General features: G+C 64.3%; 17 protein-coding genes. 5 read left to right on the top strand and 12 right to left on the bottom strand.

All coding sequences use genetic code 11. The features are described from left to right. The first annotated feature begins 189 nt into the window (after window positions 1-189). Together argH and S101446_RS17920 are read left to right on the top strand one after the other, a co-directional pair. A complete protein-coding gene (argH, locus tag S101446_RS00080; protein WP_087607199.1) occupies window positions 190-1,629 on the top strand; it encodes an argininosuccinate lyase in 1,440 nt (479 codons plus the stop codon). Then, window positions 1,626-1,787: a hypothetical protein gene (locus S101446_RS17920; protein WP_167376406.1), complete on the top strand. Its 162-nt coding sequence runs from the start codon at window positions 1,626-1,628 to the stop codon at window positions 1,785-1,787. The genes argH and S101446_RS17920 overlap by 4 nt, the downstream gene beginning before the upstream one ends. Window positions 1,788-1,791: 4 nt before the next feature. Here S101446_RS17920 and S101446_RS00075 read toward each other — a convergent pair whose 3' ends face one another. After that, window positions 1,792-2,190 carry a cytidine deaminase gene (locus S101446_RS00075; protein ID WP_087607198.1) on the bottom strand — a complete coding sequence of 133 codons (399 nt, stop codon included), beginning with the start codon at window positions 2,188-2,190 and terminating at the stop codon, window positions 1,792-1,794. A gap of 77 nt (window positions 2,191-2,267) precedes the next feature. Here S101446_RS00075 and lysA point away from each other — a divergent pair, with 77 nt between their 5' ends. Together lysA and S101446_RS00065 are read left to right on the top strand one after the other, a co-directional pair. Beyond that, on the top strand, window positions 2,268-3,638 hold the full coding sequence (gene lysA, locus S101446_RS00070) for a diaminopimelate decarboxylase (RefSeq protein WP_087607197.1): 1,371 nt from the start codon (window positions 2,268-2,270) through the stop codon (window positions 3,636-3,638). Continuing rightward, a complete protein-coding gene (locus S101446_RS00065; protein ID WP_087607196.1) occupies window positions 3,635-6,379 on the top strand; it encodes a DUF4175 domain-containing protein in 2,745 nt (914 codons plus the stop codon). The genes lysA and S101446_RS00065 overlap by 4 nt, the downstream gene beginning before the upstream one ends. 359 nt (window positions 6,380-6,738) lie before the next feature. Here S101446_RS00065 and S101446_RS00060 read toward each other — a convergent pair whose 3' ends face one another. From S101446_RS00060 to glmU, 7 genes are all read right to left on the bottom strand, one after another. Continuing rightward, a complete protein-coding gene (locus tag S101446_RS00060) occupies window positions 6,739-9,363 on the bottom strand; it encodes a cation:proton antiporter (protein ID WP_010509779.1) in 2,625 nt (874 codons plus the stop codon). Between the two features lie 223 nt (window positions 9,364-9,586). Next, window positions 9,587-10,207 (bottom strand): thiamine phosphate synthase, encoded by a 621-nt coding sequence (locus S101446_RS00055; RefSeq protein WP_019085739.1) that lies wholly within the window; start codon window positions 10,205-10,207, stop codon window positions 9,587-9,589. Then, entirely contained in the window at window positions 10,204-10,974 is a 771-nt protein-coding gene (locus S101446_RS00050; RefSeq protein ID WP_010509781.1) for a thiazole synthase, read from the bottom strand. The genes S101446_RS00055 and S101446_RS00050 overlap by 4 nt, the downstream gene beginning before the upstream one ends. Window positions 10,975-10,979: 5 nt before the next feature. Then, window positions 10,980-11,180: a sulfur carrier protein ThiS gene (gene thiS, locus S101446_RS00045; RefSeq protein ID WP_010509782.1), complete on the bottom strand. Its 201-nt coding sequence runs from the start codon at window positions 11,178-11,180 to the stop codon at window positions 10,980-10,982. A 24-nt stretch (window positions 11,181-11,204) separates the two neighbouring features. After that, complete coding sequence (thiO, locus tag S101446_RS00040) at window positions 11,205-12,200, bottom strand: glycine oxidase ThiO (protein ID WP_019085738.1); 996 nt, start codon at window positions 12,198-12,200, stop codon at window positions 11,205-11,207. A 66-nt stretch (window positions 12,201-12,266) separates the two neighbouring features. Next, entirely contained in the window at window positions 12,267-14,090 is a 1,824-nt protein-coding gene (gene glmS / locus S101446_RS00035) for a glutamine--fructose-6-phosphate transaminase (isomerizing) (protein ID WP_010509784.1), read from the bottom strand. Beyond that, window positions 14,090-15,457, bottom strand: coding sequence for a bifunctional UDP-N-acetylglucosamine diphosphorylase/glucosamine-1-phosphate N-acetyltransferase GlmU (gene glmU, locus S101446_RS00030; RefSeq protein WP_087607195.1), 1,368 nt, complete (start codon window positions 15,455-15,457; stop codon window positions 14,090-14,092). The genes glmS and glmU overlap by 1 nt, the downstream gene beginning before the upstream one ends. A gap of 111 nt (window positions 15,458-15,568) precedes the next feature. Between glmU and gph the strand changes: the two genes are divergently transcribed. Next, the gene (gph, locus tag S101446_RS00025) at window positions 15,569-16,249 is read left to right on the top strand and encodes a phosphoglycolate phosphatase (RefSeq protein WP_087607194.1); all 681 of its coding nucleotides are present in this window, start codon (window positions 15,569-15,571) and stop codon (window positions 16,247-16,249) included. 4 nt (window positions 16,250-16,253) lie between these two features. Here the strand turns inward: gph and gyrB are convergent, their stop codons facing one another. From gyrB to dnaA, 4 genes are all read right to left on the bottom strand, one after another. Then, window positions 16,254-18,722 carry a DNA topoisomerase (ATP-hydrolyzing) subunit B gene (gyrB, locus tag S101446_RS00020; protein ID WP_208620527.1) on the bottom strand — a complete coding sequence of 823 codons (2,469 nt, stop codon included), beginning with the start codon at window positions 18,720-18,722 and terminating at the stop codon, window positions 16,254-16,256. A gap of 90 nt (window positions 18,723-18,812) precedes the next feature. After that, window positions 18,813-19,937: a DNA replication/repair protein RecF gene (recF, locus tag S101446_RS00015; RefSeq protein WP_087607192.1), complete on the bottom strand. Its 1,125-nt coding sequence runs from the start codon at window positions 19,935-19,937 to the stop codon at window positions 18,813-18,815. A 22-nt stretch (window positions 19,938-19,959) separates the two neighbouring features. Continuing rightward, window positions 19,960-21,084: a DNA polymerase III subunit beta gene (gene dnaN, locus S101446_RS00010; RefSeq protein ID WP_010509789.1), complete on the bottom strand. Its 1,125-nt coding sequence runs from the start codon at window positions 21,082-21,084 to the stop codon at window positions 19,960-19,962. A 117-nt stretch (window positions 21,085-21,201) separates the two neighbouring features. Then, entirely contained in the window at window positions 21,202-22,659 is a 1,458-nt protein-coding gene (dnaA, locus tag S101446_RS00005; RefSeq protein ID WP_019085733.1) for a chromosomal replication initiator protein DnaA, read from the bottom strand.

Below are 22,659 nucleotides of genomic sequence, written 5' to 3'. Positions count from 1 at the left end.
CCCGATATTACAGATCCCGCTGCATGAGTGAAAGACCCCCCGCCACAACCCGCCATATGGCGGCCACAGGGGGCACGGGAACGATTGTATCTGCAGCGGCAGATGGGTAGGGTGCGCGGCATGTGATGGCATTACGCCACGACGTATCAGACACAATCCTTTTCACACTTGGGGTAGCTGGAACACAGGATGCCGGGGAACGCAAAAACGCTGACGGATCAGGACGCGCAGAAGGCGAACGCACAGTGGGGCGGGCGCTTTGCCGGGGGACCGGCGGCGATCATGCAGGACATCAATGCCTCGATCGGTTTTGACAGGGCCCTGTGGCGGCAGGACATCGCGGGGTCGAAGGCCCATGCCGCCATGCTGGCGAAAACCGGCATCATTTCCGAAGATGATGCCCGCGCCATTACCGAAGGGCTGGACCAGATCGGGCGGGAAATCACGGCTGGCACCTTTGAATTCAGCACCGCACTTGAAGATATTCACATGAATATCGAAGCCCGCCTGTCCGACCGGATTGGCGAGGCGGGCAAGCGCCTGCACACCGCACGGTCGCGCAATGACCAGGTGGCGACCGATTTCCGCCTGTGGGTGCGTGATGCGATCGACGGGCTGGACCAGCAGGCGGCCTCCCTCATGCGTGCGCTGGCGCGGCGGGCGGCGGAACATGCCGCGACCCCCATGCCCGGCTTCACCCACCTGCAGACCGCGCAGCCCGTGACATTTGGCCACCACCTGATGGCCTATGTGGAAATGCTGGCCCGTGACCGGGGCAGGCTGGCCGATGCGCGGCGCAGGCTCAATGAATCGCCGCTGGGCTCGGCCGCACTTGCGGGCACGTCCTTTCCCATCGACCGGGAGATGACGGCAAGGGCGCTGGGCTTCGACCGCCCCACCGCCAATTCGCTCGATGCCGTATCAGACCGTGATTTCGCACTGGAATACCTTTCCGCGCTGTCCATCATGGCCGTCCACCTGTCGCGGCTGGCGGAAGAGATCGTGATCTGGTGTTCCGCCCCCTTTTCCTTCATCCGCCTGTCCGATGCGTTCACCACCGGCTCCTCCATCATGCCGCAGAAGCGCAACCCGGATGCAGCCGAACTGGTCCGCGCCAAGGGCGGCCGCATTACCGGCGCGCTGGTGGGACTGCTGACGGTGATGAAGGGCCTGCCGCTGGCCTATGCCAAGGACATGCAGGAAGACAAGGAACCCGTATTCGCCGCGACCGATGCCGCCGCCCTCAGCCTGGCGGCCATGGATGGCATGATCCGCGACCTCAGCGTCAATGCGGATCAGATGCGCGCCTATGCCGGGTCCGGTTTTTCCACCGCCACCGACCTTGCAGACTGGCTGGTGCGGGTGCTGAAGGTGCCCTTCCGCACCGCCCACCATGTCACCGGCCGCCTGGTCGGCAAGGCGGAGGCAAAGGGCGTGGGGCTGGCCGACCTGACGCTGGAGGACATGCAGGCGGAGGAACCGGGCATCACCGCCGACATCTTCACGGTGCTGGATGTCGATTCCTCCATCGCCTCGCGCACAAGCCACGGCGGCACGGCGGCGCAGAACGTACGCGCGCAGGCCCAGCGCTGGCTGGATGCCCTTGGGACAGGAGAAAGCGGCAAATGAACATTTACCCCTCCCCGCGCGGACGCGCCATCATGCTGCTGACGCTGGCGGGCCTGGTCATCGCCTCCTCGCTGGGGGCATGCGGGCGTATTGGCTCCCCACGCCAGCCTTCCAACTCCCGGGCCTATTACACGACCTATCCCAGCCCCGATCGCTGACGGATCAGGTCAGGCTGTCCGGCCCGAAACTGTCGGGCAGCAGGTCCGCCAGCGTGCGGACCAGCAGGACCGCCCCCCTAGCCGAAATCATGGAGACAGGTGTTTCGGGGGCTGCAAATTCCCTGATTTTCTGCCTGCATCCCCCACATGGCGTGCAGGGGGCATCCGTCCCCCCGCAGACCACGACGCGATGGATCTGGCGCCCGCCCCGCGCCACCATGGCGGCGATGGCGCCAGCTTCGGCGCAGGTACCTTCGGGATAGGCCGCGTTTTCGACGTTGCATCCGGCAAATATCCGGCCATCCGCCGTCTCTACCGCCGCACCGACCGGAAAGCGCGAATACGGCGCGTAAGCCCGCAGGCGCACGTCAATGGCGGCCTGCACCAGGGGGTCGTTGTTCATAGCGGTCTGTCCTTCCTGTTCTTTCCTGCGTCAAGCACCTTGGAAGCGACGGGGCAAGGCGGTATCGTGCGCACATCATGGCTGATGCTTCCCCTACCTGTCCCGGACAGGATCCATCCGTTGCCGACCTTCTGGCCGTCCGTCCGGCGCTGTCCATGCATGCCATGGACGGACTTGTGCTGGAAGACGTACCCCTCAACGCCATTGCCGACGCGCTTGGCACGCCCACATGGGTCATGAGCGCCGGCACCCTGCGCGCGCGCTACCGCAGGCTTGCCACGGCCCTTGCCGCAACAGACCGGCCGGTTTCCATTCACTTCGCCGTCAAGGCCAATGACCACCTGGCCGTGCTGCGCGTGCTGGCGGCCGAAGGGGCCGGGGCGGACGTGGTCAGTGGCGGCGAACTGCGCCGCGCCATGATGGCGGGCATCCCGGCGGAAAAAATCGTCTTTTCCGGTGTTGGCAAGAGCCTTGAGGAAATGCGCCTCGCCCTGCAGGCGGGCATTGCGCAGATCAATGTCGAAAGTGCGGAGGAACTTGAACTCCTCTCCGCCGTGGCGGAAGCCGAAGGGCAGGAGGCCCGCATCGCCCTGCGCATCAACCCCGATGTCGATGCCGGCACCCACGCCAAGATCACCACCGGACTCGCCACCAATAAATTCGGCATTCCCTATGACCGCGCGGTTGAACTTTATGCCCGCGCCGCCACTTTACCGGGTATCCGGCCCGTCGGGCTGGCAATGCATATCGGCAGCCAGATCGTACGCATGCAGCCCTACCGTACCGCCTATGCCAGACTTGCCGACCTTGTACGGGCCATCCGCGCGCGTGGGCTGACGGTCGAGGCACTGGATTGCGGCGGGGGCCTGGGCATTTCCTACCGTGATGAAACCGAAGGCGCGCCCGAAGCCCTTGCTGCCGCCATCCATGCCGAACTGGGCGACCTGGGCACGCGGCTGGCCGTTGAACCGGGGCGCTGGCTGGCCGGTCCCGCGGGCGTGCTGCTGTCCACCGTGATCCTGCGCAAGCAGGGATATGACGGCATGCCGCCGTTCCTTGTGCTGGATGCCGCGATGAATGACCTCATGCGTCCCAGCCTGTATGACGCATGGCATGGCATCATCCCGCTTTCCGCCAAAACCGCTGCTGCCGCCACCGAACAGGTGCATGTTGTGGGGCCGGTCTGTGAAAGCGGCGATACCTTCGGCCATGACCGCACCCTGCCGCACATGGAGGCAGGGTCGCGACTGGCGCTGCTGGATTGCGGGGCGTATGGCATGGTCATGAGTTCCACCTACAACGCCCGCCCACTTGCAGCGCAGGTCATGGTGGATGGCGCCCGCTGGTCCGTCATCCGCGAACGCCAGCAGGTCGAGGACCTGTGGGCTGACGATCGTGTTCCCGACTGGGTTGAGAAGACCCTTCTCCCCGCTGGCGGAGGCCTATGACAGCCGGGCAGGACATTACCCAGCCCGGCGGCAGCCTGCCGCAACGCCTGGCCCGCGCACGCCAGCAGGCGCGTCGTGCGCTGTGGGTGGAACAGCTATGGCCGCTCATGCTGCCCACGGCTGATGCCGCCATGGGCGTTGCGCTGCTGGGGCTTGTGCGCCTGCCCCAGCATATGCCCGACAGCCTGCATGCCCTCCTCCTGGCAGGTATTGCAGGCGGGACAGCCTATGCCACATGGCGGCAGTGGCGCGGCATCCATGCCCCCACCGCATCCGAAACCGACCGCCGGGTGGAACAGGCATCCGGCCTGACCGGTCAGCCGCTGCGCACGTTGCATGACCGGCCCGCCAATGCCCTCACGCCTGAAATCACCTATCTGTGGCAGGTCCACCTGCATCGCACCACGGCGGCGCTGGGCCGCCTGCGGGGCGGGTGGCCACGCCCCCGCCTGAAGGGCGCCACAGGGTGGGCCGCCACGCCGGTCCTTGCCGTGCTTCTGGCCGGTGGCATGATGTGGACGGGCGACCATGCCGCAAGCCGGGTGACGGCGGCGTTCCTGCCCGGCATGGATGATGCCGATACCCCCGCCCCGCAGATCAATGCATGGATCACCATGCCCGGCTATGCGCCCGGCGCGCCGGTCTTCCTGGACGCGACGCATACCAGTGCGACCGTTCCCGCAGGCGCGCGACTGGCCATCACACTGAACGGGCTGAATGGCCATCCCGCCCTGCGCATGCGTGCCAGCGGACCGCAGCCCCCCATCGGCCCGCATGATTTTCACGCCCTGGGCAATGCCAGCTGGAATGCGCAGGCCACCCTTCTTGCCAGCGGCACGCTGCGCCTGCGCGGTCGCGGACGCACGCTGGGACAATGGACGCTGCACGTCACGCCCAACCCCGCGCCAGAAGTCGCATGGGGCAAGGACCCGGGCAGCCATGAAGGCGAATGGCGCACCCGCCTGCCCTATCATGTGGCCCAGCCATACGGCATCGCATCAATGCATGCGGAACTGGTCATGCCGGACAGTCCACGCGACGTCCTGACCGTCCCGATCCCGCTGAACGGCCACCCCCGCGTGGCGGATGACGTGGCCACGCCCGACCTGTCACAAAACCCGTGGGCGGGGGAAGACGTGACCGCCCGCCTGGTCGCCACCAGCACCAGCGGCATGACAGCGACCTCCGCCCCGATCCGGCTGCGCATGGGCGCGCGGCCTTTCAACAACCCGTTGGCCAAGGCGGTGCTGGATATCCGCAAGCGCGTGGCCCTGCACCGTGAAAACCGCGCACAGGCGGCGCGCGAACTGCTGGCGCTGGGTCAGGCCGATACCATGCTGACCCATCATGTCGGCCTGTTGCTGGCGCTGACCAGTGTTGCCGCCGTGCTTGGGGATGCGGATGACGTAACCGATGATTACGCCATTACGCAGGCCACCGGGCGGCTGTGGTTCCTTGCGCTGGATATCGAACACAACCGCCGGGACATAGATAACGAACAGGCTGATTTTGGCGTGCAGGCAGCGCAGGACGCCGTGCGCGAACAGCTGGAACACATGCGTGAGATGGGCCCCAGGGGTCAGGGGCCGGAACAGCAGGCCGAACTGCAGCACCGCATGCAGGCGCTGAAGGACGCGATTTCGCGCAAGATGCAGGCGCTGGCGCAACAGGCCATGCGCGATCATTCCGCCATTCCCGCCATTCCTGAAATGACATCGCGCGGTGAACAGAACATGGCGCAGATGATGCAGCAGTTGCAGGATGACGCCGCCAATGGCCGCGATGCCGATGCCATGCAGAAGCTGCAGCAGATGGAGGACATGGCCAACGGCATCCGCAACGCCACCCCGCAGGACATGATGCAGCTGGCCCAGCAGATGCAGGCCCGCCAGCAGGCCAGGGAACTGCGCCGTGCGCTGCGCGACCTGGTCAGCCGCCAGTCCCGGTTGCTGGACCACGCCCAGTCGCGCATGGACCAGACCCAGCGCCAGCAGGAACGTGACGCCGCCAGCCGCCAGACCGATATGGATGAAGATGGCGGCGACCTGTCATCCATGTCCACCGCCGACCTGCTGCGCCAGCTTGGCATTACGCCGTCGGGCAGCGCGCCTCAGCCACAGGCCGACGCCGCGCCACCGCCAGAAAGCATGACGCCCGAAGCCCACACCGCACAGCAGCATGCCGACCGGGCCGTGCAGCATGCCCTGTCGCGCGCCCTGCATGAACTGCAGCGCGAATTCAAACAGGCCAGCGGCAAGGACATGCCGGCGCTGGACAAGGCGCAGACGGACATGAAGGCCGTGCGCGCGGCCCTTGGCGCGGGCAAGGACCCTGATGCGGCGGCGGCCGAGAAAAAGGTTCTGGCCGACCTGCAGCAGGGCGACCAGCAGATGCGCCAGTCCATGCGCAGCCAGAACGCGCATGGCGGCATGACCGTATTCCTGCCCATGCTGTCACAGGACAATGGCAAGGGCAGCCATGGCAGCGGTGGCAACCAACCCGGCGGACAGGATGACGATGACGACACCGACCAGCAGGCCGAAGGCAAGGGTGATCGTGACCCGCTGGGCCGCAAGACTGGGGGCACCCACGCGGGCATGGACAATGATACCCATGTGCCAGACAACGCCAGCCGTGAACGCGCGCGCGAGATTGAACAGGAACTGCGCCGCCGCGACGCCGACCGTACCCGCCCGCCGGAAGAACTGGAATACCTCGACCGCCTGCTCCGCGCCTTCTGACGCGGCCGCGACGTTCATGGCATGAATTGACCAGACGGATTGTACCAAGAAATTTTTGGCGAAGCTTTTTTCAGCAAGCATCAGGAAATCCTACCTTCCTGAAAAAGGCAGCATCCGGAACGCCTGTCCCCTGCGACGCACGCATGGATTACACGCCGTGACGTGGAATGTCGTATCCCGGCATCAGGGCGTCGCTGGCGTCTCCCCTTACCCGACGGTCATCCAACCTGCATGGCGGCGCGCACACCAGCACGACAGGCCCCTGATGGCGTGAACCTATTACATGGCAACCTGAATGCCCGGGCGGCACGACAGCCGCCATGTCATGTGCCCGGGCGGATCACTGCCGCGCCGTCAGGTCAGGCGTCACTGACCTGACCATCCTGCCGGACGGGAATGGCCCGGGTGACGGGTGCGGTGGCAAGGTCGATGGCGTCGTAGGATGGTGGACTGTTGGGTGTATCTTCCCCATCCTGCGGCAGAAGCTGGGCGTCGGGCAGTTCGCCCTTGTTACGGGCCTGTGCCAGACGTTCCAGATTTTCGCCAATGCGGGGATAGTCTTCCACCAGCTTGCGGAAGTCACGCGCGCTCATCGTCATGAAATGTCCGAACTGCAGGGAACGGCTGGTCGCGGTGACACGCTCGTCCTTCAACGCTTCCTCCCCACCCAGAACCGCACCGGCGCCAAAGCGCACGTCATGCTTGGGGTAATGGGTTTCAGCCAGTCCCGCGCTGATGAAATAGACCGTGCGCACCTTCTGACCCTTGCGGTACAGCCGCTCACCGGGGGATGAAAAGTGGATGGACATCTTCATCGCGATATCATGCAGCACGCCATCGGCCATCCCCTCGAACAGGGGAAAATTATGGATGCGGCTTTCGATCCCGGCACGGATATTGAATTTCAGCCTGAAATCCAGCTGTTCGCGCCGGTGTTCCACATCGCGGTGCAATTCACGGTGCAGTTCCTCGCTCAACAGCGATTCGGACATCAGCGTGTCGTATTTTTCTTCTTCCAGACGCAGCGCAATCTGACGCAGCATGCGGTTTTCCAGCGCCTCGGAATAGCCGTGGTAATGCAGGCGCAGGGTCTGTAGTGCCTCATCCAGCAGCTTGCACTGCCGCCCCAGCACTTCACCCACGATTTCACTGATACGCGTGCCCAGCGTCGGCTCCATGCGCTGGCGCATGAAACGGGTCAGTGACAGGGAAACGAAATAGCCGATCATCAGCATCTCGAACCGCTCCATCATGCAGTACATGAGGGGCGTGTCGAAATTGAAGCGATGATGGATCACCTGCGCCACACGGAAACGCAGCGATGGGCGCAACCGGCGGCGCAGGGCGCGGACATAGCCAAAGCGTCCTTCCAGCCGTGCGCCATCCACCATGGCCTCGGCCGAGCGCAGCAGCGTTTCCATCACGCGGCGCGACAGCCCCTGTATGCGGAACAGGTCCAGCAGGATGGAACGCTCCCGGTTGGCGACGACAATCAGCGCCAGTGTGACGCGCTGCCGGTCACCCAGGGCAGTGTCAAAGGTATTGGCCTGTTCTTCCGAATGGACGCGGCGGTCGATCACTTCCACCACCGTATTGGTGACATTGGTGGAAAAGCCCAGTTCTCCCGCGACTTCGCGCGTCTGGTCACGGACTTCACCCAGTCCGATGGCAAGGATCTGGTGACGTAGCGCCTGGTCAATCAGCGGAAGCTGGTCCAGCTTGAGGAACAGCACCAGGTACCGCAGCGACATCCCGTTCACGAACAGGGTGATCAGCACGAACCCCGTAGCGATAATGCCGATGAAGTGGGCGATGCTGCTCGAAACATGTTCGTTTTCCGTCACGGCCAGCGCCAGCGCCAGCGTAATGGCGCCACGCAGCCCGCCCCATACCATCGTGACCTTGAACGGGGTCGGCACGGGCGGCGACAGCTTGGTCGCGGCAAGGACGGGCAGCATGCCGAACACCACCGCCCCACGCGCCAGCAACCCGGCGCCGGCGGCCAGCAGGATCAGCACGCAGTCCCATTTGGTCATGCCCACCAACAGGCGCGGCACCAGCATGGACGCCAGCACGAACACCAATGACCCGGCCCAGAAGACAAGCTGCTGCCATAGCTCGTTCAGGAATCGCCAGGTCTGGGGCCGGAAGGTGGAGGGGCCGTAGATCGAAATCGTCAGGCCGGATGCCGCCGTGGCCACCACGCCGGAAAAGCCCAGGAATTCATCGCACACGATATAGGACAGGTATGGCAGCGCCACCGTCAGCGTGACCTCGGCCGCGGGTGCCGCCCCCAGCGCCGGAATGACCATAAGCGTCAGGCGGCCAAACACGATGCCGATGATCAGCGCGCCGATGAAGGAGACAAGGAACTCCAGCACCGCGCCACCCAGCATGATCTTGTGATGCGAGGTAATGGAGCCAAGCAGGATGGTGAAAATGGAAATGGCGGCCGCGTCATTCAGCAGCGCCTCGCCTTCCACCAGCCGGGTCAGGCGGCTTGCGGCGCCAATTTCCTTGAATATCCCAGCCACGGCCGAAGGGTCGGTCGTCGCCACGATGGAACCAAGCAGCAGGCACACCGCCAGCGGCATGCCGGCAAAGGGATACAGCGCAAAGCCGATGGCCGCGGTCGAGACCGCCACCGCCACCACTGCCAGCAGGAGCACGGTCGCGGTTTCATGCGCCAGCCTGCGCACATCAATGCCCAGTGCCCCCTGGAATACCAGTATGGGCAGGAAAATCAGCAGGAACGCTTCGCTGTTAAGCGGGAAATCCAGCAGCGTCTGTGCCGCGCCATTGAATATTTCCAGATGGGAATTGCGCAGAACAAGGTCGGCCGCCCCCCCGATCACGATGCCCACAATGGCCAGCAGGACGGTTTCGGACAGTTCCAGACGGCGGGCAAGCGGCTGGACCGCGCTGACCACGACAAGCAGCACGGCAATCGCCATCAGAATTGCTGCCAGACCCGCTATCTCCATTCAAAATCCCCGACTTCCGGCCATATTGTGCTTACAGGCCGATCCTAATGGCTGACCATGAACAGATTATGTCCACCGCGTTTCAGATCAACAGAATCTGGCTTATAAGACCAACATCTGGCTGTAAAAGACGTTCCTTCATACATTCACATGTTGCGTATCAATAATGCCACACCAACGTTGCATCAACAACACATGATGCATCACATTATGTTCCAGTATTTCACACCCTGACCACATGGTCAGTGGCGGCCAGCCATGCCCTGACCTGTGCCTGCGGGTCCGGCATGCGGATGAAATCGGACACGGCCGAGACACAGTCCGCCCCCGCCGCGATACACTGCGGCGCGCGGGCAAGCGTAATCCCCCCGATGGCGACAAGCGGGATATCGCCAATGCGCCGCTTCCACACCGACAGTTTTTCCGTACCCTGCGGCCCCCAGGGCATTTTCTTCAGTTTCGTGGGCCAGACAGGTCCCAGCGCCACGTAATCGGGGGCGACCGACAGCGCACGGTCCAGTTCAGCATCACTATGCGTGCTGACCCCCAGTTTCAGCCCCGCCGCGCGGATGGCAGGCAGGTCTGCCGTATCCAGATCCTCCTGCCCCAGATGGATGAAATCCACTCCTTCCTCGATCGCCATCCGCCAGTAATCGTTCAGCACAAGGCAGACATCGTGCGCACGGGCCAGCCGGATGCCTTCACGGACCGCACGGCGCAGGTCATCGTCCGCCATGTCCTTGAGTCGCAACTGGATCAGCCGCGCGCCCGCCTGCCCCAGACTGCCGACCCAGTGCGCCGCGTCCACGACCGGGTAGATACGTGACGGAAGCGCCGTGGTCATAGCACGGCCTGCCCGATCACGGGGGTAGAGGGCACGGCCATGTCACGTTCCTCCATCGGGTCGGCGATATAGGCCATGCGGCCTGCTTCCACCGCCATGGCGAAGGCGCGCGCCATTTCCGCGGGATTGCCTGCCTTGGCCACCGCCGTATTGATCAGCACCGCGTCATAACCCAGTTCCATTGCCTGCGCCGCATGGGATGGCACGCCAATCCCGGCATCAACCACCATGGGCACATCGGGGAAATGCGCCCGCAATGCCCGCAGGCCGAACAGGTTGTTCAGTCCCTTGCCCGACCCGATGGGCGCGCCCCACGGCATCAGTACCTCGCACCCCGCGCGCAGCAGGCGTTCCGCACCGACCAGATCCTCGGTCATGTAGGGAAAGACCCTGAACCCGTCTTCCGTCAGGATGCGGGCGGCCTCGACCAGCGCGAACATGTCGGGCTGCAGGGTATCGGATTCCCCGATCACCTCCAGCTTGATCCAGTCCGTTCCGAATACCTCACGCGCCATCTGCGCCGTGGTCACCGCTTCACGCACGGTATGACAGCCCGCCGTGTTGGGCAGGACGGGTACGTCGAGTTCCCGGATCAGCGCCCAGAACGCCTGTCCCGCGCGTGTGCCGGCGGCCTCGCGCCGGAGCGAGACGGTGACCACCCCCGCCCCGGCCCGGCGCACGGCATCCGCCAGTATTTCGGGGGATGGGTACTGCGCCGTGCCCAACATCAGGCGTGACGCCAGTTCAGTGCCGTAAAAAAGGGTCATTGCGGTTATCCTCCCTGCATGGGGGCCAGAATTTCCACCTGTGCCCCGTCATGCAGGGGGTGGGTCGCGCGCCGGCTGGCCGCGACAAAGCAGCCATCCACCGCCGTCGCAACGCGGGCGGTGGCATCATAACCCAGTTCATCAAGCAACGCCGCCAGGCTTGCTGCCGTCACGTCATGGTGTTCGCCGTTCACCTGAATCTGCATGTCCGTATTCCCCTTGTGGCAGGTTCAGCCCCTGCCAAACACGATGTCGGCCGCCTCGGCCGCGCGAACGGGTGAAAGCAGGAAACCATGGCGATACATGCCGTTGATATGAATATGCCGCCCCGACTGCCTGACGGCCGGCATGTTGTCTGGATAGGACGGACGCAGGCCAGTGCCGGTTTCCAGTATCTCGGCTTCCCCGAACGCGGGATGCAGGGCATAGACCGCACCCAGCATTTCCACCATTGAACGCAGGGTCATGGGACCGGCGTTCTCGCTTTCGATCATGGTCGCCCCCACCATGTACACATGGCCCGCACGCGGCACGATGTAGATGGGAATGCGCGGATGCAGCATGCGCACCGGACGATGCAGCGTGACATCGGGACAGCGCAGCAGCAGCATTTCCCCGCGCACCCCGCGCATGTCCACCATCTGGTCGCGGGCCGCGATGCCGGTGCAGTCCACCACCCAGTCATAGCCTGCCGTGCTGGCGTCAGCCGGCACGTTGAAATGCAGGCTGCCCCCCAGTTCAACCAATCGTGCCGCCAGCGCCTGCAGGGCGTCGCGCGGGTTGACGTGCCCTTCGCCCGCGAAGAACAGCGCACGGGAAAAACGGTCGGCAAGGTCGGGTTCCAGTTGCGCGATCTCGCCTTCGCCAATCGTGGAAAAATGCGAAGTCCTGCGCGCGAAGCGCATGATTTCACGCACGTCACGCGGCGGCGCCAGCACAAGGGTGCCATTGCGGTCCACGCCGGGAACATGCTGGTCCCACCAGTCGAGGGAGGCAAGGGACTGCGCGGTGACATCCGGGGTCGCGGATTCAGCCTCGCACCAGGGCGCCAGCATGCCGCCCGCCTTCCATGACGCCCCCCAGCCCACGCGACCGCCACATTCATGCACGCTGACCCGCGCACCCCGTTCGGCCAGGGTGACCGCCGCCGTCAGGCCCGACACACCAGCGCCACGCACAAGGACGGACGGTCCCGCCCCATGGGGGATTGCCGTTTGTGCTGCCATGTGCGTCGTATCCCCTGTACGGTTATCTGTATCTGGTGGTGATTGTGCCGGTTATGCCTGACGTGTCTATTCAACAGTCACGGATTTGGCGAGGTTGCGCGGCTGGTCCACATCCGTCCCCTTCAGCAGCGCGACTTCATAGGCCAGGATCTGCACCGGGATGGTCTGCAGGATCGGGGCCACGAATTCATCCACTGTCGGAATCGCCACCACGCATTCCGCGATTTCACGCAGGCGCGGCGCCCCCGCCATGTCCGTGAACACCAGCAGGCGACCGCCACGGGCTCTGGCTTCCTGCAGGTTGGACAGCGTTTTTTCAAACAGGGGGCCAGACGGCACGGTGGCCACCACCGGCACCGTGTTGTCGATCAGTGAAATCGGACCATGCTTCATCTCGCCCGCGGCATAGGCTTCGGCGTGGATATAGGTGATTTCCTTGAGCTTCAGCGCCCCCTCGAGCGCCACGGGGAACATCGCCCCACGACCGAGGTAGAGCACGTCGCGCGCATCCGCCACGATGGTGGCCATGCGGCGGATTTCGTCATGGCGTTCAAATACCTCGGTCGCCTTGCTGGGCAGGTCAAGCAGGTTGGTCACCATGCTTTCTTCCTGCGCCGGACCGATCAGTCCACGCGCACGGCCCAAGGCAATGGTCAGGCACGCAAGGACGGAAAGCTGCGCGGTAAAGGCCTTCGTGCTGGCGACCGATATTTCCGGCCCCGCCACGGTGCCCAGCACGGCGTCGCTTTCACGTGCCATCGTGCTCTGTTCAACATTCAGCACCGAGACGATATGCTGCCCCGCCTCACGCATGCCGCGCAGGGCAGCCAGCGTGTCCGCCGTCTCGCCCGACTGGGAAATCAGCAGCCCAAGCCCGCCCCTGGTCAACGGCGGGTTACGGTAACGCATCTCGCTCGCCACATCGATATCGACCGGCAGGCGCGCATACTGTTCGATCCAGTACCGCCCGATCATGCCAGCATAGAAAGCCGACCCGCAGGCCGTCAGCACCACACGCTGCACGGCGGCCAGATCAAACGGCAGGTCCGGCATGACGACGCGCCGGGTGGCCGGATCGATCAGGCGCTGCAGGGTCTGCCCGATCACGACGGGATGTTCGTGCAGTTCCTTTTCCATATAATGCCGGTAGCCGTCCTTGCCGACCGATGCCGCGATCAGCGCGGTCAGCCTGACCGGGCGTTCGACAGGGTTGCCCGCCATGTCAAAGAACGCGGCGCCCGCAGGCGTAATCACGGTCCAGTCCCCGTCATCCAGATAGGCGATGCGGCGCGTCAGCGGCGCCAGCGCCAGACTGTCGGAACCGAGGAACATCTCGTTATCACCAAAGCCCACCACCAGCGGCGCGCCATGCCGCGCGCCAATGACCATGCCATCGTGACCCGCGAAGATCATGGCCAGCGCGTAGGCGCCTTCCAGCCGCTTGAGGCATTCATGTGCCGCCTCCCGCGGGGAAAGGCCGCGCTGCAGGTGGTAATCGACCAGTTGCGCGATCGTCTCACTGTCCGTATCGGTCGAGAAGACCTGCCCTGCCGCCTCCAGTTCGTGGCGCAATTCCTCGAAATTCTCGATAATGCCGTTATGGACGACCGATACGCGTTCCGTCCCGTGGGGGTGGGCATTGTTTTCGGTGGGCGCGCCATGCGTGGCCCAGCGCGTATGGCCAATGCCGGTAACACCCGGCAGCGGCATGCGCGCCAGAAGCGTGGCCAGGTGGTCCAGCTTGCCCGCCGCGCGCCGGCGTTCGACATGGCCTTCTTCCAGCGTGGCGATACCCGCGGAATCATAGCCGCGATATTCCAGCCTGCGCAGGGCGTCCAGAATAACCGGCGTGGCCTGATTGCTGCCAACAACCCCTACAATGCCACACATCAGCCCCGTTCCTTCCTGTTCTTCAGCCGTTCGCGAAACGATGCGGCATGTCCTGCCCTGTTGGTCTGCCGTGCCCGGCCAATGGCCATGGCATCATCGGGCACGTCATGGGTAATCACGCTGCCTGCCGCGGTAATGACACCGCTGCCCACCCGCACGGGGGCGACCAGCACCGAATCCGAGCCAATGAAACTGCCCGCGCCGATTTCGGTCCGGTGCTTGAACACACCGTCATAGTTGCAGGTTATGGTGCCCGCGCCGATATTGGCCCCGCTGCCCACCGTGGCGTTGCCCAGATAGGTCAGGTGACTGGCCTTGGCCCCTGCCCCCAGTGTCGTGGCCTTGATTTCCACGAAATTGCCCACGCGCGCCTTTGCCCCCACATCGCTGCCGGGACGCAGGCGGGCATAGGGACCGATCTGCGCATCCGGGCCGACGATTGCCCCTTCAACGTGCGAAAAGGCATGGATTTCCGCGCCACTTTTCACATGCACGCCGGGGCCGAACACCACGTTGGGATGCACCACCGTATCGGGTTCCAGCACGGTATCGGCACACAGGAAGACGGTATCGGGGGCGACAAGCGTCGTACCGCCATCCATCGCCGCCTGACGCAGCCGGGCCTGCACGCAGGCTTCCGCCTGAGCCAGTTCGGCGCGGGAATTGATGCCGCGCAGTTCATCTTCCGGCGCCACGACCGCGCGCACGCTGCGCCCATCGGCCACGGCGCGGGCCACCACATCGCCCAGATAATACTCACCCTGCGCGTTGTCGTTATTGATTTCATCCAGCCAGTGGCGGAAATCAGCGGCATCGGCACACAGCACGCCGGCATTGCACAGCCGGACTGCCCGCTCCGCCGGGGTGGCGTCCGCCCATTCCACGATCCGTTCAACCTGCCCGTCATGCGCCACCACGCGCCCATAACGCGCCGGATCGGCCGGTTCCATCGCCAGCAGGGCAAGGCCGGTGTCATCGCGGCGACGCTGTTCCAGCAGGGCGCGCATCGTATCGGGCGTGATCAAAGGGTTATCGCCATACAGGACCGCAACATCACCATCGCCAAACAGAGCCTCGGCCTGACGTGCGGCATGGCCGGTACCCAGACGGTCCTGCTGCACCACGACCTGATGCGCGGCGGCGAGGGCCGCCACATCATCCATGTCCGGCCCCACGACCACGACAATACGGTCAAAGACCCGGGCCGCGTTATCCAGAAGGTAACGCAGCATGGGCTGCCCCGCCAGCGGGTGCATGACCTTGGGCCGCTGCGATTTCATGCGCGTGCCACGACCCGCGGCCAGTATGACAGCGGTCGACAGGGCACGTGCGGGGGCGGATACTGCGGTATCGGTCTGGGTATTCATGGCAGTGTGCGGGTACTCCGCCCCTGCGCACCCTGTCAAACCCTTATGCGTGCGCGATACCATCACTTAGAATTTCCGATTGCTACTTCATTCACAGACTCAAAGGCGTTCATGATGACCTCTCTCCCGCCCCGTCTTGCCGTTTTTGACATGGACGGCACGCTGATCGACAGCCTTCCCGATCTTGCGGCCTGCGCCAACCGGCTTCTGGCGCATTACGGCCTGCCGCCCATAGCAACGGAACAGGTCCGCCCCATGATTGGGGATGGCGTGGCGATGCTGGTCAGCCGCCTGCTGGTCCATGCCGGATCCGCCGCCACGGGCATTGATGCAGCCGAAGCAACCAGGCGCTACATGGCCGATTACACGCCCCATTCAACCGACCTGTCCCGTCCCTTTCCCGGCACCATCGGCATGCTGGAAGACCTGCGGGCCACAGGGTGGCAGATGGCCGTCTGCACCAACAAGCCCGTCGCCGCCGCGCGCCACATATTGCAGGTCCTTGATCTGGAAAAATGGTTCGTGGCCGTGGGCGGGGGCGACAGCTTCAGCGTGCGCAAGCCCGACCCGCGCCATCTGCTGGGCACGATTGAAATGGCGCATGGCAGCCCGACGCGCGCCATCATGACCGGCGACCATCATAACGACATGGCCACGGCCATCGGCGCGCATGTCCCCGCCATTTTCGCCCGCTGGGGCTATGGTCGCCCCGAAATGGAAGCGGGTGCTACCGTCGGCGCCGATTCCATTTCCGAGATCCCCCATCTGGCCGCTGAACTGGTGCCAGCGTAACCGGTCAGACGTCGAGGTTGGCAACCTTCAGCGCGTTGCCAACAATGAAGTCGCGGCGGGGTTCGACCACATCCCCCATAAGGGTGGAAAAGACCTGCGCCGCGTTTTCCACATCACCCACCTTGACCTGCAGCAGGGTGCGCATGGCCGGGTCCAGCGTGGTTTCCCACAGCTGTTCGTCATTCATTTCCCCCAGCCCCTTGAACCGGTTGATGGATAGTCCCTTGCGACCCTGCGCCAGAATCCGTTCATACAGCGACGCCGGCCCGTTAAAGGGCTGGGGCTGCCCGTCAATCACCAGTTGCACCGGGCCCGTGAAATCAGCCACCAGACGGTCATGGCGATCAGCCAGCCAGCGCACTTCCGCGCTACGCAGCGCCAGGGTCTCAAGGCGGTAGACCTCGCCTACCCCACGCACGCTGCGGGCCATTTCCAGGCCGCTGTCACTGGCGGCAACCTTCCACCCGCGTTCCGTGGGCGCAGACACCGCATCCAGCCGCGCCTGCAGGTCCACGATCCGTTCCGGCACCGCCTGCGGGTCGGCCCGCAGCGCACCCGCGATTGCCGCCTGTTCCAGAATCCAGACCGGCACCCGCGCCGACAGGCGCGACAGTGCGCGGGTCACGTCACGGATGAACATCACGTCAGACCGCATGGCCTCACCCTCGACCTCGCGCCCGTCGGCATAACGCAGCGTGGCATTGGCCAGCGCCTTGTCCAGCAGGTAGGATTCCAGTGCCGCATCATCCTTCAGGTACCGTTCGTCATTGCCACGCTTGGCGCGGTACAGCGGCGGCTGGGCGATATACAGGTACCCGTTTTCAATCAGTTCGGGCATCTGCCGGAAGAAGAAGGTCAGCAGCAGCGTGCGGATATGCGATCCATCCACGTCGGCATCCGTCATGATGACGATGCGGTGGTAACGCAGCTTTTCGATGGAAAAGCCGCCATGTTCCACATCGCCCCGGCCAATGCCGGTGCCCAGTGCGGTAATCAGCGTCCCGATTTCGGCCGACCCCAGCATACGGTCGAACCGCGCGCGTTCGACATTCAGGATCTTGCCCTTCAGCGGCAGGATGGCTTGGAACCGCCGGTCACGGCCCTGCTTGGCGGTACCGCCTGCCGAGTCACCCTCAACGATAAACAGTTCGGACTTTGCCGGATCGCGTTCCTGACAGTCGGCCAGCTTGCCCGGCAGGGAGGAGATGTCCAGCACTCCCTTGCGCCGCGTCAGTTCACGCGCGCGCCGCGCCGCCTCACGCGCGGCGGCCGCATCCATCACCTTCGCCACGATGTGGCGGGCTTCCTTGGGATGGGTTTCGAACCAGTGGGAAATCATGTCGGCAGCCGCCGCATGCACCACCGGCTGCACTTCGGAGGAGACCAGCTTGTCCTTGGTCTGTGACGAGAATTTGGGATCCGGCACCTTGACCGACAGCACGGCCGTCAGGCCTTCGCGCATGTCCTCGCCATTCAGGGCGTGGCTGTCCTTCTTGCTGGCGTTGGCTTCGGCATAGCGACCGACCACGCGGGTCAGCGCCTGACGGAAACCGGCCAGGTGCGAACCGCCGTCGCGCTGGGGAATGTTGTTGGTGAAGCACAGCATGGTTTCATGGAAGCTGTCGTTCCATGTCAGGGCGAATTCGACCTTGATGCCGTTTTCTTCATTCTGCAGGCTGCCGGTAATCGGCGGTTCGACAATTGCGTTCTTGCCCTGGTCCAGCCATTCGACAAAGGCGCATAGGCCACCTTCGTAATGGAACTTCTCCTCTCGCGCCGGGGTATGGCGTTCGTCACGCAGGACGATCCTCAACCCGGAATTGAGGAAGGCCAGTTCACGCAGGCGGCGTTCGAGAATCGGGAATTCAAATTCCACTTTGGCGAATGTCTCGGCGCTGGGCTTGAACGTGACCTGCGTGCCGGTCGGGTCGCTGCTTTCCCCCACCACGCGCAGCGCCTCATCCCGCTCACCCGCGCGGAAGCGGATCACGTGTTCCTTGCCATCACGCCAGATACGGACTTCCATCCATTCCGACAGCGCGTTGACCACGGCGGCACCCACGCCGTGCAGGCCGCCCGATACCTTGTAGGAATTCTGGTTGAACTTGCCACCCGCATGCAGCTTGGTCAGCACGACTTCGGCCGCACTTACCCCTTCTTCATGGTGCATGTCGGTCGGAATGCCGCGCCCGTCGTCACGCACGCTGACGCTGCCGTCCCCATTGAGGGTCACGATACAGGTGGTGGCAAAGCCTGCCTGTGCCTCATCCACGGCGTTATCGATGATTTCGAACGCCATGTGGTGCAGGCCCGACCCGTCATCGGTATCGCCGATATACATGCCGGGGCGCTTGCGTACCGCGTCCAGCCCCCGAAGAACCGAGATGGATGCCGCATCATAGTCCGCAGCGGGTGTCACGCCCCCCACGGCCTCGGCATCGTGTTTCTGATCGGGACTGGATTGATCGGACATGCCGGCAGATGCTCCACAGCGGATAACAACAAAATAACAGAATGCATTATAGCCTGAACCACCCGGCGGAACCAGCATTCCCCACCGAAATCATGCACGTGGTGCAAGATTGCCCTCGCCGGGCGTCACGAATTCGGCAATCTGGCGCAACGGGGCGAACTGTTCATTATCCGTTCCGGTCAGGAACACCCCGGTGTCCATCCGCCCGATGGCCTGAAACAGGGCCGCACGCCGCACATCATCCAGATGCACCAGCGGCTCATCCAGCAACAACATCGGCATCTGTCCCCGGCAGGCGGCCAGAATACGGGCATGTGACAGGACGATACCCAGCAGCAGCGCCTTCTGCTGGCCCGTGCTGGACTGGCTGGCCGGGCGCAGGCTCAGCCGGTCGGCCATGCGCAGGTCGGTCCGGTGCGCGCCAAGGCGGCTTCCCCCGCGCTGAGAGTCGATTGCACGTGTCCCCGCGATCTGTTCCGCCAGCCAGTCTTCCACCGCCAGCGCCGGCATTTCGCGCAGCCGGCCGGCAATCGGGCAATCCAGTTCCAGCCACGCAGCGGGAAAGCCATCGGCCACCGCCTGTTCATCCGCATTCAGGCGCGCCACCATATCCACCCGGGCGGCAACCGCGGCCACGGCATGACGGGCCATGGTGCGTTCAAGGGCGTTCAGCCAGCCCCCGTCCGCCCCACGCTGCGCCAGCAGGCGGCTGCGCTGCATCATGGTGCGGTCATGGGCCGCCAGTTCGCGCGCATGGCCGGGTTCAAGCGCCAGCACCAGCCGGTCCAGAAAGCGGCGGCGACCGCCTGCCCCTTCCTGAAACAGGCGGTCCATCTGCGGTGTCAGCCATACGGCGGAAAAATATTCACCTACGGCGTCGCGGTTGCGCTGGGCCTGTCCATCCACGCGAAACGCGCGCCGTTCGGGCCGGACGGGATCAGCCCCGGTGGCGATCTGGATGGACAGGGCGTCATCACCCCACTGCGCCGCCACATCAGCGGCAACACCCCACAGGGAAGCACCGTGACGGGGCAGTTCATCCATGCGCGCGCCCCGCAGGCCACGCCCGGGCACCAGCAGCGAGACCGCTTCCAGCAGATTGGTCTTGCCACTGCCATTCGGCCCGGCAATGACCGTGACCGGGCTTGCCGGTTTCCATGAAAGATGGTGGTAATTACGGAAATCCGTAAGGACCAGCCGTGTCACGCAGGCCATGCGACCCGGCGGCCGCGCGCCGTCACACGCGCATCGGCATCAGGACATACAGCGCGGACGGACTGTCCACATCCCGCACGATGGTGGGGGCGGAGCTGTCGGAAAAGGCGAATTCCACTTCCTTTTCCACCTGATCGGTAATGTCGTTCAGGTACCGGGCCTGAAAGCCGATCTCGATAGGGGTGGCGTCATAGGAGACGTGGTTTTCGTCGAGTTCTTCCGTCGCGGTGCCCTGGTCCTGACTGGCAGCCGACAGGGTCAGCAGGTTGTGCGCCATGCTCAGCTTGACCGGGCGGGAACGTTCCTGGCTGATCGCAGCCACGCGGGATACGGCGTCGGAAAAGATCTTCTTGCCCACGCGCAGGATCCTGTCATTACCGTGCGGGATCACGCGTTCATATTCGGGGAACGTGCCGTCAATCAGCTTGGATGTCAGCGTGATGTTGCCGATGGAAAACTGGATGCGGGTATCGGACAGGGCGACGTCAACCTGCTCCGGGCCTTCATCAAGCAGCTTGCGCAGTTCGGCCACCGTCTTGCGCGGCACGATCACGCCGGGCATGCCGGCGCTGCCGGCCGGCAGTTCGGTTTCCACCCGGGCCAGACGGTGCCCGTCCGTCGCTACCGCACGCAGCACCTGCCCCGCGTCGCCTTCGGCCACATGCAGGAAGATACCGTTGAGGTAGTAGCGCGTCTCCTCGGTGGAAATCGCGAACCGCGTGCGGTCGATCAGGCCCCGCAGCACCTGTGCCGGAATGCTGAATTCATGCGGCAGGTTCCCCGCCAGCATGGACGGGAAATCATCCACGTCCAGCACGTTCAGGCTGGTGGCGAACCGGCCCGCCCGCAGGCCCAGCGGCGCATCGCCACCGGCATGGTCCAGTTCGACCTGCGCGCCATCGGGCAGCTTGCGCACGATTTCATACAGGACCGCAGCCGGCGCCGTAACCGCGCCATCACGATGGGTTTCAGCCGCCACGCCTTCCACCACCGCGATTTCCATGTCGGTGGCGGTCAGGGTCATGGCGCCATCCACGACATTGATCAGCACGTTGGCCAGGATGGGGATGGTATTGCGCTTCTCGGCAACGCTCTGGATATGGGCCAGTGCCTTGAGCAGCGTTACGCGGTCGGCCTTCAACTTCATCGGTACAATATCCTCCACATCCCGTCCCGTCACGTCAGGCATACGTGCAGACGGGGGGCGACCAGTCTAGCAGTCCCTTGCGACTCTGGTAAAGAGGTCGTTGAATCCTAATTTCGTTCAGCTTTCCAGCATGCGCCGCAGCAGTTCCACATCCTCGGCAAAGGCGGGATCCTGTTCCATCAGTTCCGTCACCCGGGTCACCGCATGCATGACCGTCGTATGGTCACGGTTGCCGAACTTGCGTCCGATTTCAGGCAGGGAGCGGCTGGTCAGCTGCTTGGCCAGGTACATCGCCACCTGCCGCGGACGCGCCACGGCGCGCGCGCGCCGGGCCGAGGACATGTCGGTCAGGCGGATATTCCAGTGTTCGGCCACCTTGCGCTGGATTTCCTCGATGGTGACGCGACGGTCATGCGCCTTGAGGATGTCATGCAGCACGTCCTGCGTCGCCTCCAGCGTCACGGGACGGCCAAACAGGTTGGCATGCGCGATCAGGCGGTTCAGCGCGCCCTCAAGTTCACGCACGTTCGACGTGATCTTGTGGGCGAGGAACTCCAGCACCTTGGCGGGGACCACCACGCCGGACGCGCTGGCCTTGGCCTCAAGGATGGAAATACGCAGTTCGAACGTGGTGGCATGGATATCCGCCACCATGCCGCAGCCAAGGCGGGTGCGCAGCCTGTCCTCCAGCCCCGACAGGTCGGAAGGCGACTTGTCGGCCGAAACCACGATCTGCCGCCCCGCATCAACCAGGGCGTTGAAGGTGTGGAAGAATTCTTCCTGCGTATTGTCCTTGCCAATCAGGAACTGCAGGTCATCGATCATCAGCACGTCGACGGACCGAAGCTGTTCCTTGAATTCCATGGTGGACTGGGAACGGATGGCCGCGATGAAGCGGTACATGAACTTTTCCGCCGACATGTAGGCGACGGACACCCGCCCCTCGCGCAGCAGTTCGGCCCCGATCGCGTGCATGAGATGCGTCTTGCCCAGACCAACGCCACCATACAGGAACAGCGGGTTGAAACCGGGACTGGAGGGCCGCTCCGCAACCCGGCGGGCGCAGGCATAGGCGAATTCGTTGGGCTTGCCCACGACAAAGGTATCGAAGGTGAAACGCGGATCCAGGGGGGCGGCAAGGTCGCTGCGCACTTCGGCCTGCCGCGGTTCCTCAGCCACCGGGGCAGGTGCTGCCGCACGGGGGGCGGCTTCTTCGCGCGCCACTGCGGCGGGGGCTGCCGCGCCATCAGCGGGGGGTGTCGCGGATGCGCTGCCGGGACGGGCGACCTGCAGTTCGACACGGCGGATGGCCGGGACCTCCGCATTCCACAGCGTGCCAAGCCGGTCACCATATTGCCCGCGCACCCAGTCACGCAGGAACCGCGTGGGCAGGTAGAGGGTGATCTCGTCCTCCTCCACCGGGCCGACCGTAATCTGGCGCAGCCACGTGCGGTACTCGACTTCCCCGACCTCGGCCTTCAGCCGTTCGCAGATGCGCGACCAGTGAATGGCGAGCACACTTTTCTGCGCATTGGCTTCCGCAACCGCGTCATAGCCTTCCAGTCCGCCCGTCAT

Origin of the sequence: Komagataeibacter europaeus (assembly GCF_002173515.1) — a bacterium.
Classification (GTDB): Bacteria; Pseudomonadota; Alphaproteobacteria; order Acetobacterales; family Acetobacteraceae; genus Komagataeibacter; species Komagataeibacter europaeus.
This window is presented reverse-complemented; position numbering and strand designations above follow the sequence as displayed.